The sequence below is a fragment of the Truepera radiovictrix DSM 17093 genome (genome assembly GCF_000092425.1).
Classification (GTDB): Bacteria; Deinococcota; Deinococci; order Deinococcales; family Trueperaceae; genus Truepera; species Truepera radiovictrix.
Window position 1 is genome coordinate 1703572 of the sequence record NC_014221.1, and the last position, 17755, is coordinate 1721326.

Sequence of the window (17755 nt, forward strand, 5' to 3'; positions counted from 1 at the left end):
GGCAGCCCCACGAGGGGCGGGGCGCCCTGCCCGCCTAGGGGCAGCGAGATGGCTTCTCGCCGAGCGTCCTCCGGCCCTACGCGCCCTCGGGTTCGTCAAACCGGGCATCACTCATATCACTCAGTTGTACCGCGCCGCGCGCTGCAAAGCGCCACCCTCCCCGACAGCCACCCCGCTGCAGCCTTCCTGCGGCTGTCGTCATTTAGTGCAAATTTTCACAACACTCTGGCTCGTGATTTTCTTATCTACTAAAGGAGAGGCACCGCGCCCCCCGAGGCGCCCCCACCTTAGTCGAGAAACCCCGCCACGTCGCGCGGGTCGACGTCGATCCGTACGCGGGCGGCGCCCTGGTACGCCAGCGCCGGAGCGAGGGCGCTCGTCAGCCGCTCCGGCTCGGTGCGCACGAAGAGGTGGTAGCTGTAGAGGTTTTTAACGCGCGCCACGGGCGCCGGGCTCGGACCGAGGAGCTCGTCAGCGGCGACGCCGGCGGTGCGCAGCGCCCCGGCGAGCCAGGCCGCTTCGCGCTCCGCGACCGCGCTCTGGCGCGCGCTGATCTGGACTTTGGCGAGCGCCGCGAAGGGCGGGTAGCGAAAGCGCCGGCGCCGCGCCAGGAGCGCCTCCAAAAACGCCTCGTCCGCCCCTTGGGTGTAGGCCTGCAAGAGCGGGTGGTCGCTCTGAAACGTCTGGATGAGCGTGAGTGGGCGCCGAGCTGGCGCCAGCTCGGCGAGGTTGAGGAGCAAGCGGTACGCCTCCTCCTCGGCGCGAAAGTCCCCCATGTTCAAAAACGCGTCGAGCAGCGTGACGGCGACCAGGGAGACGTTCGGCAGCGGCGGGGCGCGCAGCGCGGCGGTCGTCGCCACGAGCACCCCCGGCGCGCCGGCGAGCAGCGCCGAGAGGTCGTCGCGCTTGTCGGCGTCAAAGCGGCGGATGAGAAACCCCGGCAGCAGCTTGGCGACCTCCGCAGCGACCCACTGCGTCCCCGCCGCGCGCGTCGGGCTTAGCGCGGGGCTACCGCACGACGGGCACGTGTCGGGGGCGCGCTCGGCGTGCGCGCACTGGTGGCAGCGCAGCACGTAGCGTTCGCGGTGGTAGCGCAGCGGCAGGTCGCAGTTGGGGCACATCGCGAGAAAGTCGCACGCGGCGCAGCGCAGCGCCGCCGAAAAACCGCGGCGCGGAGCGAGCAAGACCGCTTGGCGCTCGCGCTCGGCGACCTGCTTGAGGACCCGCACCAGGTCGGTCGAGAGCGGCCAGCCGCCCCCTTCGCGCAGGTCGACGAGGTGCACCCGCGGCGGCCCCTTGGGGAGCGTCAGGCGCGCCTGCGCGGCGGTCTTGAGGTGCGTCTCCGGCGAGGCGAGGGCGTCGGCGAGCACCAAGGGCACCGCGGCGGCCTCAGCCAGAAAGCGCGCGGCGGTCGGCACGAAGGCGCGGCAACCGCTCGCGAGCTTGTACGCGCCGCTGCTCTCCTCGAGCACCACCACCCGCGCGAGGTGGCGCAGCGGCGCGAAAAGCGCGACGTAGGTGCCCAACAGCACCACCGGTTCACCGCGCGCGCACGCCTCCCAGACGCGCGCACGCTGCGCGTCTGGGAGCTCCCCGGAGAGCGTCAGGACGGGTAGGTAAGCGCCCAAACACGCCCCGGCAGCGTGCAGTAGCGCCCCTTCGGGCGCCAGCACGAGCACGCTGCCACCCGCCGCGAGGTCGGCCCGGAGCTGCGGGACGAGGCGCCGCAGCCGCGCCTCGCGGCTGCCCCCCGAGACGCTCACGAGCGGATCGCTCGGCAGCGTCTCGGCGCCGAGCGGTGCGCTCGGCGCCTCGGCGGCGACGGCGTACGGGAGCGGCGGCGGGGGCGCCGGGAGCGCTCGGTAGCCCGCGTACCCCTTTTTGACAAGCGCGCGCACCGCGCTCTCGGGGGCGTCCGCGTCGCGCGCCAGGGCGGCGGCGCTCTCAGCGGCCCCCAGCGCCCACAGGGCGGCGAGCGCGCGCCGCTGCGCCTCGCGCGGCTTACCGGCGAGCTCGGCGTCCGCGCGCTTGAGGGGGACGAGCCGCTGCACCTGCGGCGGGCTGACCCGGACGCGCTCCTCCAAAAGCCCCCCGCGGCGCAGCGCCTCGAGCGTGTGCGGCGGCACCCCCCGCGCGTCGCACCACGCCTCCGTGAGCCCCGCTACCCCCCCCGCGACGGGGGCGAGCAACCTCACCTCGTGCTGCAACGCCTCGTGCAGGCCCGTCGGTAAAAAGTTGGCGAGCACCGTCCCGAGGGGTGCGCAGGTGTGCTCGGCGAGGCGCGTCAAGACCGCTAGCGCCACCTCGGTGACGAAGGGGTGCGGCTCCAAGGCGCCGATCAGCTCGCGCAGCTCGAGCCCCGCCCCCCCGCGCAGCGCTTCGTAAGCGACGACGAGGCCGACGCGCACCCCCCCCTGCCAGGGCACCGCGACCCGGCTCCCGAGCGCCGGCAGCGGCGCGCCGTGCGGCGGCAAAAAGGAAAAGGGCGGCAAGGGTAGCGGCAGCGCGACGCGCAGCGCCACCTCGGCGCGCACTGCGGAAGCGGCCTGCGGGAGCGTGTTGCGGGGGGGAGCGGGCACCACGCCATGATACCGCCCCCGCGCTAGCGGCGGGCGCTGGGGCGTTAGAGTAGACGCATGGCCCCCTCCAAACCCACCCCAAGCTCGGCTCACGGCTCAGCGGACGCATCGGCTTACAAGGACGCGGGCGTCGACCTCGGCGCGAGCGCCGAGGCGCTGCAGCGTATGGCGAGCGCCGTGCGGGCGACCTACACCCCCGCCGTGCTCGCCGGCCTCGGCGCGTTCGGCGGCGCCTTCGACGCGCTTTCCCTTAAAGAGCTGCGCGCACCCGTGCTGGTCGCCTCGACCGACGGCGTCGGGACGAAGACGGAGGTCGCGCGCGCGCTCGGGCGCTTCGACACCGTCGGCGCCGACCTCGTCAACCACTGCGTCAACGACATCTTGGTCGGGGGCGCGCGGCCGCTCTTTTTCCTCGACTACGTCGCCTCGGCGCGGCTCGAGCCCGCGACCATCGCCGCGCTCGTCGGGGGCGTCGCGGCGGCCTGTCGCGCGCACGCCATCCCCCTCCTGGGCGGCGAGACCGCCGAGATGCCGGGGGTCTACGAGGCGGGCGCGTTCGACCTCGTGGGGACGATTATCGGCGTCGCCGAAAGGGACGCGGTGCTCACGGGCGAGCGCGTCCAGGCGGGCGACGTCGTCTTCGGGCTCGCCTCGGGCGGGCTGCAGACGAACGGCTTTAGCCTCGCGCGCAAGGTTCTCGGGGGTAGCCTCCACGAAGCTTTTGGCGCGAGCACCGTCGGCGCGGCGCTGCTCGCGCCGCACCGCTCGTTTTTCGGGGCGGTGTGGCCGCTTCTAGAGGCGGGGCTGGTGCGCGCGTGCGCCCACATCACGGGGGGTGGGCTGCTGGAGAACCTCCCGCGCGCCCTCCCCGCGGGCTTGGGGGCGCACCTCACCCCGACGTGGCCCGTACCGGAGATTTTCACGCTCATTCAAAAGCGCGGGGGGGTCGGCGCGGCGGAGATGTACCGGGTCTTTAACATGGGGGTCGGTTTCGCCCTTATCACCGCGCCACAGGACGCGGCGGCGGTGCGCGCGCGCCTCCCCGAGGCGTTCGTCATCGGGGAGGTCGTACCGGGCTCGGGGGTGCGTATCGAGGGGGTCGCCGAGAGTTAGACCTGCGCCGCTTTGGCCACGCGGGGGCGCGGCACCGGCAGCGCCCCCGCTTGCGGCGGGGCCGGCAAAAAGACGGTGAAGACGGTTCCCTCCCCCACCTTCGACTCGACCGTCACCTCGCCGCCATGCTGCTCGACGATCCACTTGACGATGGCGAGCCCCAGACCACTGCCGTTGCCGCGGGTGCTGCGGGCGCCGTCGACGCGGTAAAAGCGGTCGAAGAGCTTCGGGAGCGCGCCCTCGGGGATACCGGGGCCGTTGTCGAGCACCTCGAGCCGCGCCCGGCGACCCTCTAACGTGAGCGACACGTCGACCTGCGTCGCGCCGGCGTTGAGCGCGTTTTGCACGAGGTTTAAAAGCACCTGTTTAAGGCGCCCCGCGTCGCCCTCGATCTCTAAAAGGGGCTGTGGCGAAAAGGTGCGCAAGCTCGCGCCGCCCAAAACCGGCGCGAGCTCCTTTTTCACCTCCTCGACGACCTCGACGAGGTTAAAGGGGACGCGGTCGACCGAAAAACCGGCGTCGGCTCGAGCGAGCTCCAAAAGGTCGTTTACAAGCTTGCTCATCCGCGCCGCCTCGCTCCGGATGATCTTTAACGACTCCTCCTGTTCGGGGGTCGGGTTGGTCCGCCGCAACAGGTACGAGGCGTGCCCGGCGATCGCCGTAACGGGCGTACGCAGCTCGTGGCTGGCGTCGGCGGTAAAGCGGCGCTGGGTCTCGAAGGTCTCCTGCAGGCGCCCGAGCATCCGGTTGAGCGTCAGGGCAAGCTCGCCGACCTCGTCGCGGGTCGGGGGGGCGGGGACGCGCTGCGAGAGGTCGTGGCTGCTAATCCGCGAAGCGGCCTGGGTGACCTGCTTGAGGGGCGCTAGCACGCGCTGCGCCAAAAACCACACCCCGAGCGCAAAGCCGACAAACGCCACCACGATCGTCTGGATGAGGTTGATGCGGAGCTGCGACAGGGTGTCGGTCGACACGGGCAGCGCCACCATCATCGCGGCGGGGACCTCTAAGTTGCTCAGGTTAAAACGCTCCAAACGCCCCTCGACGTACCACGTCCGCCCCCGAACGTCGCGCACCACCTGGCTTAGGGGTTCACCGCTAAGGAGCCGCTGCAGGTCCGCGTCGCCGAGGTACTCGCTCAGCGCCTCGCCGCCGGCATCTTTGACGACGTACATCTGCGGAACCCGCTCGAAGGCGAAAAAGGGCGTCGAGCGCGCCGAGAGCTGCGGCTCGGGGAGGTAGATGTTGACAAACAGCTGGGTGTCGCCCGAGAGGTTTTGCACCCAACCGCCGCGCGTCGAGGAGTCCAAGGCGGGGTTTTGGCGCATCGCCTCGAGCGCGTTGCTGTACTCCTGCTCCGCGCGGCTCGCCACCGTCTCGAGGATCGAGCGCTGCGTGAGCCCGTAGACCACGACCGCGACGACGATCAAGACGAGCGCCAGAAAGGCCGTAAAGACGAGCGTCAAGCGCAGCTGCAGCGACACCCCCCGCAGGCCCCGCACCCCCTTTCGGGGGCGGCTCGGTGGTTCTTGACCCGGAACGTGTGGCGCTGTCGAGATCTGCATATGTGATGAGCTCACCCCGGTAGACGAGTCTGGGTGCGTTGCGGACAAAAGCGGCGCGGAGACCGCGACGCACCCGTATCCAAAGTAGCCAAGGCGCGCTGCGCGCGTCTACGCCACGCGCGACACGGGCGCAGCTGCCCTTAGGGTGACGCAGGCGCTAGTGAGAGAGGTGACAGCGCGCTGACGAAGCGGGGCGCTACTCCTCGCGCAAAACGTACCCGACGCCGCGGACGGTGTGGATTAAACGGCGCTCGCCGTCGTGCTCGAGCTTGCGCCGCAGGTACCCGACGTAGACATCGACGACGTTACTCCCCCCGGTGTATTCGGGCCAGACCTTCTCCTCGATCTCGAAGCGGTTAAAGACCTTTCCAGGGCTGCGGGCAAAAAGCTCCAGGAGCTCAAACTCCTTGGCCGAGAGCTCGATGCGGCGCCCGTCGCGAAAGACCTCGCGCCCATCTAGGTTCATCACGAGGTCGGCGACGCGCACCTCACCCGTGACCGCGGGGTTGACGCGCCTTAAGTGCGCGCGCACCCGCGCCAAAAGCTCCTCGATGGAGAACGGTTTGACGAGGTAGTCGTCGGCGCCCGAGTCGAGGCCCAAGACCTTGTCGTCGACGCTGTCTTTAGCGGTCAGGATGATAATCGGCGTGTTCGAGGTTTTGCGCACCCGCCGCGCGACCTCGAGCCCGTCTAGAACGGGGAGCATGAGGTCGAGCACGACGAGGTCGGGGTTGAGTTCGCGAAACTTGGAGAGCCCCGTGACCCCGTCGTAGGTCACGACCGTCTCGTACGACTCGGCTTGCAGCTCGAGGTCGATAAACTTGGCGATCTCTTTTTCGTCCTCGATGATGAGGACAAGGGGTTTGCGGTCCATAGCGAGAAGTATGAGGGGGGCCTAGGTGAGAGACCTAATGAGAAGATGAGAATAGGCCGCGACTTTTTCTCAACTTTTTCTCAGATTATGCCTCGGGGGTGGCCTAGGCCTAGGTCACCGTCACGGTCTCCTGAACGCGGATGTCGTTTTCCAAGATGCTCCGCGCCCACGCCTGCGCCCCTGGGAGCGAGTGGTCGCGGTAGTTGCCGCACGCGCGCTCGCTGCACCCAGGGATCTCCCCCTGGTGAGCGACGACGGCGTGCAGCGCGCGCGTCAGCGCCTGAGCGATGTCGGCCTCCGCCGGTTGGCCGAGCACCGTGAGGTAAAAGCCCGTGCGGCAGCCCATCGGGCTCGCGTCGACGAGCTGCACCCCTTCAAGGCCCTCGAGCGCGCCCCGCAAGTAGCCCGCGAGCAGGTGCTCGAGGGTGTGCAGCGCGGCCGTGGGCAGCTCCGCGCGGTTGGGTTGCACGAGGCGCAGGTCAAACTTGGTGACCGTGTCGCCGCGCGGCCCTCGGTAGCGCCCCGCGAGGCGCACGTAGGGCGCGCGCACCTTCGTGTGGTCGAGGTCGAACGAGGCGACGCGCTTGGCCTCGAGCGGCGCCTCGGCGGAAGCCGTTGCGAGCGTGTGGTGAGACTCCATGACCCCAGCCTAACGCCAAGCCCTCCTTTTGGGCGCGGCGTCACGACACAGGCCGAGCCGACGCTGCACCGAGCGCCACCCGGCTCGGCAACCCAGCAACCGTGATGTAAGGCGCGATTGCGGGCACAGCTACATACCCCGCCGCGCGAGGCCGGTAGCTTAGAAATGTTAGAAGCACGCTACCCGCAAGCAGTGCAAAGGGGGGAAATACAATGGCTGACAAACGCTCCGTTCACGTCTACGGCGATGATCCCGAACGCAACGCGACCGAGCGCGATACGCGCGCGGTCGGTCAGGAGGTCATCGGTGGCGTCGGGGCGGAACCGGCAGCGCCCGTCGACGCGCCCTACACCTCGCCCGACGTCGCGCCGGAGAGACCGCTCACAGACACCTACGACGCCCAAGGTGGGCCGCGCCGCGACGCCGCGCCCGCTAGCCGCCCGGGTTGGCTCTGGCCGGTCCTCATCATCGCCCTCATCATCTTGCTGCTTCTCATCATCTTTTAAGGAGGCGCCGTGACCTGGATAGCCGTGACCGACCAGGAGGGACGTCGGGTCAGGACCAAACTGCTCTCTGAAAGCGAAGACGGGCTGCAGCTCGGCCTCGAGGACGGCCGCAGGCTCATCGTGCCGCAGGAGCTGCTCGTCAAGGAGAGAAACGGCGACTACCTCCTGCTCGCCGATTGGTCGGAGCTCGAGGCGCAGCTCGAGGGGTTGCGCGCGGACGCGCCAGCTGCCGCGAGCGAACCGCGCGAGGGCGAGAGGACCGAGGTCGGGGCCGGCGAAACCCAGGTTCTGCAGCTCGCCGCCGAGGTGCTCAAGGTCGGTAAGCGCCAGGTCGAACGGGGGCGCGTGCGCATCCGGACGCGCGTCGTCGAGACCGAAGAGACCGTCGACGAACCCCTCGTGCGGGAAGAGGTCGACGTCGAACGGGTCCAGGTCGAGCGCCTCGTCGAACAACCCGAAGGCGTCCGCCAAGAGGGGGACGTCACCGTCATCCCGCTCTACGAAGAGGTCTTGGTCCTCGAAAAGCGCCTCATGCTCACCGAGGAGCTGCGCGTGCGGAAAAAGCGCACAGAACGGCGCAACCCCCAACGGGTCACGCTGCGGCGCGAGGAGGCGGTCGTCGAGCGTCTGGACGCGCGTGGGGAACCCGTGGAGGGGGGGGAGCCAGATATGTAAGTCCAAGCCTCGTAGCGCTCCCGCCCCTGCAGCGTGGGAGCACACCGCGCATCAGCGCCGCAAATGAAAGCAAGCTTACGAACGCCCGACAAAGGGGTAGCGTACAACGAAGTAAGCCGTTCCGCTGACCCCAGGTCAGCACCCAACACGGAAGGGGAGCAACATGGCAAACAACGTAATCGGACTTTTTGACAACGAAAACGTCGCCGACCAGGTCGTCAGCGACCTCAAAGCTGCGGGCTTTAGCAGCAGCGTCATCCACCGCTACGTCGGCGGCGACCAGGGCATCCACGACGAACTCCTGCGCGAGGGTATCCCCGACGACGAAGCGCGCTACTACGTCGACGGGCTCAACCAAGGGGGCGCGCTCGTCTCGGTGCACGCCGAAGAGGCGGAGACCGACAAAGCCGTCGACATCATGAACCGCTACGCCAACCTGGGCGAGGACACCAGCGCCGACTACGCTGCCGGCACGGCGCCCGCTTACGACACCGCGGCGAGCACGGCCGACACGGAAGACCGCACGGCTTACCGCGACGATCGCAGCTACCGCGATGAGCGCGCCGCAACCGGCAGGGTCGACGGTGACGAGCGCCTCGAGGTCGTCGAAGAGCAGCTCCGCATCGGCAAGCGCCAGGTTCAGCGCGGCGGGGTGCGCGTGCGCCGCGTCGTCACCGAAACGCCCATCGAGGAGCAGGTGACGCTGCGTGACGAGACCATCAACGTCGAACGGCAGCGGGTCGACCGTCCGGTGAGCGGCCGCGCCGACGACCTCTTTACCGAGCGCACGATCGAGGTGACCGAAACCGACGAAGAGGCCGTCATCGCCAAAGAGGCGCGCGTGGTCGAGGAGATCGCGGTCGGCAAGACCGTCGAGGAGAAGACTGAAACCGTGCGCGACACCGTGCGCCGCGCCGACGTTGAGGTCGAGCAGATCCCGGGTGGGGGGACCTCCGAGGTCTACGACGAGACCGGCCCGGCCTACACCTACGGCCAGACGCTCGCCAGCGACAAGCGCTACACCGGCCGCGAGTGGAACGACATCGAAGCCGACGCCCGCCGCGACTGGGAGACCAACTACCGCGAGCACGGCCGCTGGGAAGACTTTAGGGACAGCGTTCGCAACTCCTGGGAACGCGCCCGCGGCCGCCGCTAGCGGCTTGCGTCTACACGCCGACCCCCTGCCACGAGCGGGGGGTTTTTTGTGGCCTCCAGCGCCGGCTGCGCTCGGCGCGACCCGGGCTGTTGTCGCCGGCGCGCCGAAGCCCTCTTCCTATTTTTGTAACCGGGCAGTACACTGATGAGGGTCTAACCTATTTCAGCTGAGGAGCCCTATTTTGGTAGAGCGTGTCGCTGTATTTATCGACGGCAGCAACCTGTATAACGGCATGCGCGACAACCTGACCGGGACGCGGGTCAACTTGCAGGAGTTCGTCGCGCAGCTCGTCTGCAAACGCCACCTCGTCCGCACCTACTACTACAACGCCCCGCTTACCGACGACTACGATACCGAGAGGCGCGAGGGGCAGCAGCGCTTTTTCGAGTCCCTCAGCCGCATCCCTTACGTCACGGTGCGTCTGGGGCGGTTGCACCGCCGCTTCGACGGCACTTTAGTCGAAAAAGGGGTCGACGTCGCCATCGCCGTCGAGTCGCTGTCGCTCGCCTACGAAAACGCTTACGACACCGTGCTGCTCGTCTCCGGCGACGGCGACTACGTGCAGCTCGTCGAAGCCATTAAACGCAAGGGCAAACACGTCGAGTGCGCGATGTTTCGCAACCAGTCAGCTGGCGTGCTCATCGAGTACGCCGACGTGTTCCACCCGCTCGACGACCTCAACTGGTCGAAGATCCTCTTTTAAGTATCTCCTGGTTGAGCTTTAGATCAACCCGAGCGGAGCGAGTCAGGAAGAGAGTACGTCTCGGCGGTAATGGAGAGCTTCAGCGTTCTTTGCTGAAGCTCGAAATGTTAGCCGGGAGGTACTTAGCTGCTCTCAAGGGCGAGGGCCTCCTCCCCCAGGCGCGCCGCTAGAAGCGCCGCCAACCCCGCTTCGTCGAGGACGGGGACCCCGAGCGCGCGCGCCTTGTCGAGCTTTGAACCGGGGTCCTCACCCGCGACGACAAACGAGGTCTTTTTGGAGACCGACGAGGCGACCCGCGCCCCGAGCGCCTCGAGCCGCTCCTTGAGGCGGTCGCGCGGCTCGCTCAGCGTCCCGGTGAGCACGAAGGTCAACCCTTTAAGCCGGTCGCTGCGCGGCGCCGCCGCACCCCCGCCGACCCCCCGCGCGCGCAGCTCGCCGATGAGCGCGCGCAGCGCCGGCTGCTGCAGCGCGTCGTGGACTGCTCTGGCGGTCGTCTCACCGACCTCGGGGAGCGCCGCGAGGTCGGCGGTGTCGGCCGCCTGCAGCGCCTCGAGCGACCCGAAAGCCCGCGCCAAGAGCTGCGCGGTGCGCGCCCCGACGTGCGGCAACCCGAGAGCGACCAGCAGTCGCTCCAGGGGTTGCGTCTTTGAGCGCGCGATCGCCGCCACCAGGTTCTGCGCCGAACGCTCGCCAAACCCCTCCAGGGGCGTCAGCTGTTCGGGCGTGAGGTCGTAGAGGTCGGGGATCGTCCGGATAAGCCCTTTGTCCAGAAGCTTTTGCAACGTCTTGGTCGACAAGCCGGCGATGTCCATGGCGCCCCGCGAGGCGTAGTGGCTGAGGCGGGCCAGCACCTGAGCGGGGCACGCCAGGTTGACGCAGCGCACGTTGGCGCCGTCTTCGATAAGGGCCTCGCCGCACGCCGGGCACGTCTCCGGAAAGACGTACGGGGGCAGCTCGGCGGTGCGCGCTTCGGTGAGCACCCGGATGACCTCGGGGATGATCCCCCCCGACTTGTGCACCATCACCCGGTCGCCGACGCGCAGGTCCAGAGCGGCGATAAACCCCGGGTTGTGCAGCGTCGCGCGGCTGACCTCGGTGCCCTCGATAAGGCGCGGCTCGAGCTCGGCCACTGGGGTGATCTTGCCCGTGCGCCCGACCCCCAAGCTGACGCCCAAAAGGGTCGTCTCGACCTCCTCGGCGGGGAACTTGTAGGCCACGGCCCACCGCGGCGCGCGCGCGGTGCTGCCGAGCTCGTCGTGCAGAGCGAGCTCGTCGACTTTAACGACCACCCCGTCGGCTTCGTAGTCGAGCGTGCTGCGCAGCGCCGTCCAACGCGCGATGAGGGGTTCTAACGCGGCGATCCCGCGCGCGCGCGCGCGCAAGGGGTTGGTGCGAAACCCCGCCGCGGCGAGCCAGTCGAGCAGCTCCGACTGGGTACGCACGCCTAACGCGCGCGGCTCGGCGACGCCATAAAAAAACACCTGCAGCTTGCGCCCCGCGCTGACCCGTGGATCGAGCTGCCGGATGGTACCGGAGGCGGCGTTACGGGGGTTTTTAAAGGGGGGCTCGCCCGCCGCAGCGCGCTCTTCGTTGATGCGCCGGAACTCGGCGCGCGACAAGTAGAGCTCACCGCGCACCTCGAGCACCTCCGGCACCCGCCCCCCGCCCGGGAGCGCCTCCGGTAACCGCTGCGGCAGTCCCGGCACCCCGAGCACGTTAAAGGTCACGTCCTCCCCCGTGACCCCGTCACCCCGCGTCGCCGCCCACACGAGCACGCCCCCCTCGTAAAGGAGGTTGATCGACAGGCCGTCGATCTTCAGCTCGGCGAGGTAAGCGATCTCCTCGTCGGTGGCGAGCACGCGCTTAAGGCGCGCCTCGAACTCCTCGAGGCCGGCGAGGTCGAAGGCGTTGTCCAGCGACAGCATCGGGTGCGGGTGGCGCACGGCGGCGAACGACGCCTGCGGCGGCGCGCCGACGCGCTGCGTGGGGGAGTCGGGGGTGCGCAGCTCGGGGTGGGTCTCCTCGAGGCGCTTAAGTTCGTGAAACAGCCGGTCCCACTCGGCGTCGGAGAGCTCCGGGTCCTGAAGCACGTAGTAGCGGTAGTTCGCCTCGCGTAGCGTGGCGCGTAGCGCTGCGGCCCGCGCGGCGAGGGCGCGAAGGTCACTCACCCGCCGAGTATACCGCCACCCGCCCGCGCCCCTGACGGCTCTCGGGGGCGCTACCAGGGTGCTATACTCGCTCTCGGGTCACCCCCACTACGTTTCAGGAGGACGCATGCGTAAAGTTGGTCTGCTACTCGCCCTGCTCGCGCTGCCTTTGGCAGCCGCCCAAGACTACGTCTTCGGCATCACCTTCGACGCGGGCGGCAAGTTCGACGGCTCGTTTAACGAGGGCACCTGGAACGGCCTCACGCAGGCCGTGAGCGAGCTCGAGGAGGACGAGGGGCTCGTGATCGACGTGCTCGAGTTTGAAGGTACCCCCGACACGGCCGCCGAGGGCTTGCGCAACATCGCCGCGCAGGGCGCCGAACTCATCCTCTCCCCCGGCTTTTTGCAGGCCGACGCCGTCGCCGCAGCCTCGAGCGAGTTTCCCGACACCTTCTTTGTGCTTATCGACGCCGAGGTCGACAACCCGAACGTCCGCAGCGTGCTCTTTAAGGAGCACGAGGGGAGCTACCTGGTCGGCTACTTAGCGGGCATGATGACCCAGACCGGTACGGTCGGCTTCGTGGGGGGGATGGACATCCCGCTAATCCGCGCCTTCGACCTCGGTTATCAGGAAGGCGTTCGCGCCGCCTGCCCGGAGTGCCGCATCGTGTCGAACTACGTCGGTTCGACCCCCGCCGCCTGGAACGACCCCGCGCGCGCGCGCGAGCTCGCCACCACCCAGCAGGCGCAGGGGGCCGACATCATCTACGCCGCCGCCGGCGCCTCCGGCAACGGGGTCATCGACTTCGTCACCCAGACCATGTGCTACCAGCCGCAGGGGGAGCTGCGCGCGTCGCCGCTCGCCGAGGTGCTCGCCGAGATCGAGGTCTCCTCGGCCTACGCCCAGCGCTGCGGCGAGGGGAGCCAGCCGCTCTTCTTTATCGGCGTCGACTCGAACCAGAACTTCCGCGGCGACACCGACGACAACCCCGAGACCCTCAACCACGGCCTCACCAGCATGCTTAAGCGCGTCGACGTGGCCGCTTACAACGCGGTCTACGACGTCGTCGAAGACACCTTCGAGGGGGGCACGCAGGTCCTGGGCTTGGCCGAGGACGGAGTCGGTTACGCGCTCGACGAATTTAACGAAGCGCTCATCCCGCAGAGCGTCATCGACGAGCTCGAGAGCGTCCGGCAGCGCATCATCGAGGGTGAGGTCGTCGTACCGGACTTCCGCGAGCAGTAACCACGCTTGCCCAGTGAGGAGCCCTCGCCCAGCGGGGCTCCTCTTTTCGTACACCTCGTTTGTGTACACCTCTTCGTACACCGCGGATTTTTGTGCGCGTCGTTCGTGCACGCGCGCCTCACACCCCCACGCCACACCCATACGTCACACCCCTACGTCGCTCTCGCACCCACACGCGCCGCACCCGACAACCAGCCGCCGCTGCGGCCTAGGGGGCCCCCGCCGCCTCGCACTCGCCCCGCGCCGAGCGCGCCGAAGCCGCTGCTCTCAAGCACCGCCCGACCACCTCGTGAGGGCGCCGCGGGCGCAGCCGCCATTTCGCCTTCAAGTCGCCTTGCGCCGCGTGATATAATGACCTCTTGCGGTGAGAGGGACCTGATCGCGGCTTGGCTGGGCAACTGGCTTTGCTGAGGAAAGTCCGGGCTCCGCAGGGCAGGGTGCCAGGTAACACCTGGGCGCGTAAGGCGACGGCAAGTGCAACAGAGAGCAGACCGCCCGGATGGGGAGCACCCACGGATCGGCGCGACGCGTGTCGCGAACGTGCTCACGTAGCGCGTCGATGTCGGGATGCTACCTTCCGGGTAAGGGTGAAACGGTGCGGTAAGAGCGCACCAGTGCCTTTGGTAACAAGGGCAGCTAGGTAAACCCCACCCGGTGCAAGGTCCGATAGGGAGAAAGAGCTTGCCCGGCTCGTTAACATCTCCGGGTTGACCGCTCGAGGCGTCTGGCGACAGACGTCCCAGATAGATGATCAGGCGCCCGCAGCCAAGATGTGAGGTTTTTTACATCCTGGCTGCGCGGCCGACAGAACCCGGCTTATCCCCTCTCCCGCACCCTATTTTTGCCCGTTCTTGAGGCGGTCTCAAGCGGCTGCGCGCGGCGCGTGCTACGCTGAGGTCGCCTTTTTTGTCGGCGCGCCCCTCGGCGCGCGACGCGTCACCGACCCCAAGCCAACAGAGCCCCCGAAGGCGTCAGTGGGACGCGCGTGGAAGACTTGCGCCCGCTGACCCCTTTTTGGTGGGTAGCGGTGGGAGAGTGTGGGAATTCGTGGTAGAAGTGTGATACACTGCCCCGCAGCATAAGGCGTGTACATCGGCACCTCGGCAGCTAGCGCCGAGACGGCGTTTAACAGAAGGTGGGGGATAGGTGGAGAATGCCCTTCGGCGAGTTTCAGTATTCGGTGGACGACAAAGGACGGGTGATCGTCCCGCCACCGTTTCGCGAATTCGTCGAAGACGGCATGGTCGTCACGCGGGGGATGGAGGGGTGCTTGTACGTCTTTCCGCTCGCCGCGTGGCGCCGCATCGAGGAGAAGCTGACCAACTTGCCCCTGACCGACCACGCCTCGCGCAACTTCGTCCGTTTTTTCTACTCGGGGGCGGCCAAGGCCAAGATCGACGGGGCGGGCCGCATCACCATCCCCACCACCTTGCGCACCTTCGCTGGGCTCGACGGCAGCGTCGTCGTCGCGGGGGCGCCCAACCGCCTCGAGATCTGGAACGAGGCGCGCTGGCTCACCAACCTCACCGAGGTCCAGAGCCAACCCCCCGCCCCCGAGCTGCTGCGGGAGCTCGTCGGATGACCCGGATCCCTGGCGCCGCGCCACACGCGCCCGTCATGCTGGCCGAGTGCCTCGCCCACCTCGCCGTCAAACCGCAGGCGTGGTACCTCGACGGCACCTTCGGCGCCGGCGGCCACACCCGCGCCCTGCTCGAGGCGGGGGGCAACGTCTTGGCGCTCGACCGCGACCCCAGCGTGACGCGCTTTCTCCCCGAGGACGCGCTCGCGAGCGGGCGCCTCAGGTTCGTCGAGGGCAACTTCGACGCCTTGGACCGCCACGCGGCGGCCGCCGGCGTCGGCCCCCTCGCCGGGGTGCTGCTCGACCTCGGCGTCTCGTCGATGCAGCTCGACGAAGCCGAACGCGGCTTCTCCTTTCGCCACCCGGGGCCGCTCGACATGCGCATGGGGCCCACCGGCCTCTGCGCCGCCGACCTCGTCAACAGCGCCTCCCAAGAGGAGCTCGCCAGCGTGATCTTCCGCTACGGCGAGGAGCGCTACAGCCGCCGCATCGCGCGGCGCATCGTCGAAGCGCGCGCCAAAGCCCCCATCACCACCACCGACGAGCTCGCCGAGATCATCGCGCGCGCCTACCCACCGGGGCCGCGGCGCGACCATCCGGCGCGGCGCACCTTTCAGGCGCTGCGCGTCGCTGTCAACGACGAGTTGGGCGCTCTGGAGCGCGCGCTCGCGGCGGCCGAACGGGCGCTCGCACCCGGCGGCCGGTTGGTGGTGCTGACCTACCACTCGCTCGAGGACCGCATCGTCAAACGCGCGTTTAAAAGCAGCGCGCTCCTGACGCCGCTCACCAAAAAGCCGCTCACGGCGAGCCCCGAGGAGGTGGCCGCCAACCCGCGGGCGCGCGCCGCCAAGCTGCGCGCCGCCGAGCGCGTACCAAACGGCGCCGCTGCGACCGACGCGGGCTCCGGCGCGAACGCCGCGGACGACGCGGCCCGTGCCGGGCGCTTTACGCGGGGGGCGCTTGCGCCCCCCCACGCGACCCCTGACTCGACGTTGATAACGCTCTGGGAGGACCGATGACCCGACTCAGCCAGCGTCTTTTCATGCTCTACCTCGCGCTCTTGCTCGCGCTCGCCGCCCTCGGCGCCCACAACCAGGTGCGCCGCAACCTCCACGCCGACTTGCTCAGCGACAAAGCGGCGCTGCAAGACCAGCTGGGCAGCCTCCGCCGCAACGCCGCCGAAGTCACCGGCGCGCTCGCCGTCCGCGCGTGGGCGCACGCGCGCGGGATGGTCCCCGCCCCCGAAGTCGCTAACGTCACCCACATCGCGCCAGCCGCCCCGCCGGAAGCGGCGGCGCAGCCGAGCGGGCTGGAGGTCTACACCGTATGGCGTTAAGACACGTTACCGGCAGGTTCGCCTCGAGCGCAGCGCCCCGAGAACGCGTGCGCCGCCAAGAGGCCCCTTCGGCCGCCGCGGTCTACCCTACCGCCGGCGCGCCGCGGCGCGACGCGCGGACGCCGCAAACGCGGCGCAGCGCAGTGGCCCCGGCGCACCTGCAACTGCATAAACGCCTCCTGCTCTCGGCCGCCCTCGTCGTACCGCTCTCGGCGGCCGTCGTGGGCTTTTCGAGCCTCGGCCTGCGGCTGGGCGCACCGCCCAGCGTCCTCCGCGAGGCGCCGCAGCGCGGCCGCATCCTCGCCGCTGACGGCACCGTGCTCGCCGAAGGGGACGCCGAAGCGCGGCGCTACCCCGAGGGGCGCCTCGCCGCGCAGCTTATCGGCTTTAGCGGCGCGCGCCAACCGGGGGGCAACTTCGGCCTCGAGGGGCTTGAATTCACCCTCGACGCGCGGTTGCAAGCCGGTGAAGACGTGCGGCTCACCATCGACCCCGAGCTGCAGGCGATCGCTCAGGGCGAGCTCGCCCGCGCCGCCCGCGAGCACGGCGCCGAAAACGGCGCGATGGTCCTGCTCGAGGCCGGCAGCGGCCGCGTCCTGGCTGCCGCCTCGTACCCGCAGTTCGACCCCAACACCCACCGCAACTTGCGCGACCGCACCGGCGTCGCCAACCGCGCCTTTTTGCAGCAGGTCGAACCGGGGTCGGTGATGAAACCCTTTCTGATCGCGGCGCTTATGCAGGCCGGACGCCTAGAGGCCGACGAGGTGCTCGAGGTCGAGAGCACCATCCGCGTCGGCAACCAGACGTTTCGCGACGTCGCGCCACACGACCTCGAGCTCTCCATCGCCGAGATGCTGCGCTACTCGTCGAACGTCGGCATGATCAAACTCGGCGAACGCTTCTCCTCCGCCGAGCTCGCCGCGTGGTACCGGCACTTCGGCTTCGGCAAAGACGTCGGCCTCAAACACCTCTTTACCCAGACCGGTCAGATCAACGACCCAGCCACCTGGGTGCCGCAAGACCACGCCTCGGCGACCATCGGCCAGAGCGTCTCCGCGACCGCGCTGCAGCTCGCCGCCGCCTACAGCGTGTTCGCCAACGACGGGGTCTTCGTACCGCCGCAGATCGTCGAGAGCGAGGTGCTCTACGAAGACGGGGTGCGCGTCGGCGCCGAGCGCCTCCTCTCCCCCGAGGTCGCCGAGGCGGTCACCGAGATGCTCGTCTACACCGTTGAAAACGGTTCGCTCACGGTCGCCAAGATCCCCGGCGTCACGGTCGCGGGCAAGTCCGGTTCGGCCGACCTCTTCGACACCGACAAGGGCGTCTACATCAACGCCGGAACGCTCTCGTTCGCGGGGTTTTTCCCCGCTGATGACCCCAAAGTCACGGCGGTCGTCTATTTGCAACGCGTCGACCCCAACCGGGGCTCGCTCAGCGCGCTTGTCGCGGCGCCCGTCTTTCGCCGCGTAGGGAGCGAGGTCGTCGCGCACTGGGGGGTACCCGAAACGGCCGCGCCGAGCACCCTAGCCACCGCAGAGGGCGCGCTCACCGCCACCACGACGGGTCTTCAGCGCACCCGTTAGGCGGGTATAGTGGGCGCTATGCAAAGGCCCTCCTACCCAGAGCGACACGCCCCTCG

At 68.9% G+C, this 17755-nt stretch carries 15 protein-coding genes and 1 other RNA gene; 11 read left to right on the plus strand and 5 right to left on the minus strand.

Annotated features, from left to right (window positions below; genetic code table 11):
• Positions 1-287: 287 nt before the first annotated feature.
• Complete coding sequence (gene priA, locus TRAD_RS07860) at positions 288-2579, minus strand: replication restart helicase PriA (RefSeq protein ID WP_049773020.1); 2292 nt, start codon at positions 2577-2579, stop codon at positions 288-290.
• Between the two features lie 57 nt (positions 2580-2636).
• Between priA and purM the strand changes: the two genes are divergently transcribed.
• A complete protein-coding gene (gene purM / locus TRAD_RS07865) occupies positions 2637-3692 on the plus strand; it encodes a phosphoribosylformylglycinamidine cyclo-ligase (RefSeq protein ID WP_013178075.1) in 1056 nt (351 codons plus the stop codon).
• Here purM and TRAD_RS15235 read toward each other — a convergent pair.
• From TRAD_RS15235 to TRAD_RS07880, 3 genes are all read right to left on the minus strand, one after another.
• On the minus strand, positions 3689-5191 hold the full coding sequence (locus tag TRAD_RS15235; protein WP_148221206.1) for a sensor histidine kinase: 1503 nt from the start codon (positions 5189-5191) through the stop codon (positions 3689-3691). The genes purM and TRAD_RS15235 overlap by 4 nt on opposite strands.
• 259 nt (positions 5192-5450) lie before the next feature.
• Positions 5451-6128: a response regulator transcription factor gene (locus tag TRAD_RS07875; RefSeq protein ID WP_013178077.1), complete on the minus strand. Its 678-nt coding sequence runs from the start codon at positions 6126-6128 to the stop codon at positions 5451-5453.
• Positions 6129-6237: 109 nt separating this feature from the next.
• Positions 6238-6768, minus strand: coding sequence for an S-ribosylhomocysteine lyase (locus TRAD_RS07880; RefSeq protein WP_013178078.1), 531 nt, complete (start codon positions 6766-6768; stop codon positions 6238-6240).
• Positions 6769-6980: 212 nt separating this feature from the next.
• On the opposite strand from TRAD_RS07880, the gene TRAD_RS07885 reads away from it, so the two are divergent.
• From TRAD_RS07885 to TRAD_RS07900, 4 genes are all read left to right on the plus strand, one after another.
• Positions 6981-7274, plus strand: coding sequence for a hypothetical protein (locus TRAD_RS07885; protein WP_013178079.1), 294 nt, complete (start codon positions 6981-6983; stop codon positions 7272-7274).
• Positions 7275-7283: 9 nt separating this feature from the next.
• Positions 7284-7949: a YsnF/AvaK domain-containing protein gene (locus TRAD_RS16515; RefSeq protein WP_013178080.1), complete on the plus strand. Its 666-nt coding sequence runs from the start codon at positions 7284-7286 to the stop codon at positions 7947-7949.
• A gap of 163 nt (positions 7950-8112) precedes the next feature.
• A complete protein-coding gene (locus tag TRAD_RS15240; protein WP_013178081.1) occupies positions 8113-9105 on the plus strand; it encodes a YsnF/AvaK domain-containing protein in 993 nt (330 codons plus the stop codon).
• Positions 9106-9286: 181 nt separating this feature from the next.
• On the plus strand, positions 9287-9808 hold the full coding sequence (locus tag TRAD_RS07900) for a LabA-like NYN domain-containing protein (RefSeq protein WP_013178082.1): 522 nt from the start codon (positions 9287-9289) through the stop codon (positions 9806-9808).
• 122 nt (positions 9809-9930) lie between these two features.
• On the opposite strand, the gene ligA is transcribed toward TRAD_RS07900, so the two are convergent.
• The gene (ligA, locus tag TRAD_RS07905; RefSeq protein ID WP_013178083.1) at positions 9931-11976 is read right to left on the minus strand and encodes an NAD-dependent DNA ligase LigA; all 2046 of its coding nucleotides are present in this window, start codon (positions 11974-11976) and stop codon (positions 9931-9933) included.
• Positions 11977-12082: 106 nt separating this feature from the next.
• Between ligA and TRAD_RS07910 the strand changes: the two genes are divergently transcribed.
• The 6 genes from TRAD_RS07910 (at position 12083) to TRAD_RS07930 (ending at position 17699) form a co-directional block, all read left to right on the plus strand.
• Positions 12083-13201: a BMP family lipoprotein gene (locus TRAD_RS07910; protein WP_013178084.1), complete on the plus strand. Its 1119-nt coding sequence runs from the start codon at positions 12083-12085 to the stop codon at positions 13199-13201.
• 362 nt (positions 13202-13563) lie between these two features.
• Positions 13564-14036, plus strand: an RNA gene (gene rnpB, locus TRAD_RS15535) — RNase P RNA component class A.
• Between the two features lie 318 nt (positions 14037-14354).
• Positions 14355-14783 (plus strand): division/cell wall cluster transcriptional repressor MraZ, encoded by a 429-nt coding sequence (gene mraZ, locus TRAD_RS07915; protein WP_013178085.1) that lies wholly within the window; start codon positions 14355-14357, stop codon positions 14781-14783.
• Positions 14780-15799, plus strand: coding sequence for a 16S rRNA (cytosine(1402)-N(4))-methyltransferase RsmH (rsmH, locus tag TRAD_RS07920; protein WP_013178086.1), 1020 nt, complete (start codon positions 14780-14782; stop codon positions 15797-15799). Before mraZ ends, rsmH begins: the two co-directional genes overlap by 4 nt.
• Positions 15796-16116 (plus strand): hypothetical protein, encoded by a 321-nt coding sequence (locus TRAD_RS07925; RefSeq protein ID WP_013178087.1) that lies wholly within the window; start codon positions 15796-15798, stop codon positions 16114-16116. Before rsmH ends, TRAD_RS07925 begins: the two co-directional genes overlap by 4 nt.
• Complete coding sequence (locus tag TRAD_RS07930; protein WP_013178088.1) at positions 16107-17699, plus strand: peptidoglycan D,D-transpeptidase FtsI family protein; 1593 nt, start codon at positions 16107-16109, stop codon at positions 17697-17699. Before TRAD_RS07925 ends, TRAD_RS07930 begins: the two co-directional genes overlap by 10 nt.
• Positions 17700-17755 lie beyond the last annotated feature (56 nt).

Coding starts and splice junctions, on each gene's coding strand:
- purM (WP_013178075.1), top strand. CDS start 2,637: ATGGCCCCCTCCAAACCCACCCCAAGCTCGGCTCACGGCTCAGCGGAC.
- TRAD_RS07875 (WP_013178077.1), bottom strand. CDS start 6,128: ATGGACCGCAAACCCCTTGTCCTCATCATCGAGGACGAAAAAGAGATC.
- TRAD_RS07880 (WP_013178078.1), bottom strand. CDS start 6,768: ATGGAGTCTCACCACACGCTCGCAACGGCTTCCGCCGAGGCGCCGCTC.
- TRAD_RS07885 (WP_013178079.1), top strand. CDS start 6,981: ATGGCTGACAAACGCTCCGTTCACGTCTACGGCGATGATCCCGAACGC.
- TRAD_RS15240 (WP_013178081.1), top strand. CDS start 8,113: ATGGCAAACAACGTAATCGGACTTTTTGACAACGAAAACGTCGCCGAC.
- TRAD_RS07910 (WP_013178084.1), top strand. CDS start 12,083: ATGCGTAAAGTTGGTCTGCTACTCGCCCTGCTCGCGCTGCCTTTGGCA.
- mraZ (WP_013178085.1), top strand. CDS start 14,355: ATGCCCTTCGGCGAGTTTCAGTATTCGGTGGACGACAAAGGACGGGTG.
- rsmH (WP_013178086.1), top strand. CDS start 14,780: ATGACCCGGATCCCTGGCGCCGCGCCACACGCGCCCGTCATGCTGGCC.
- TRAD_RS07925 (WP_013178087.1), top strand. CDS start 15,796: ATGACCCGACTCAGCCAGCGTCTTTTCATGCTCTACCTCGCGCTCTTG.
- TRAD_RS07930 (WP_013178088.1), top strand. CDS start 16,107: ATGGCGTTAAGACACGTTACCGGCAGGTTCGCCTCGAGCGCAGCGCCC.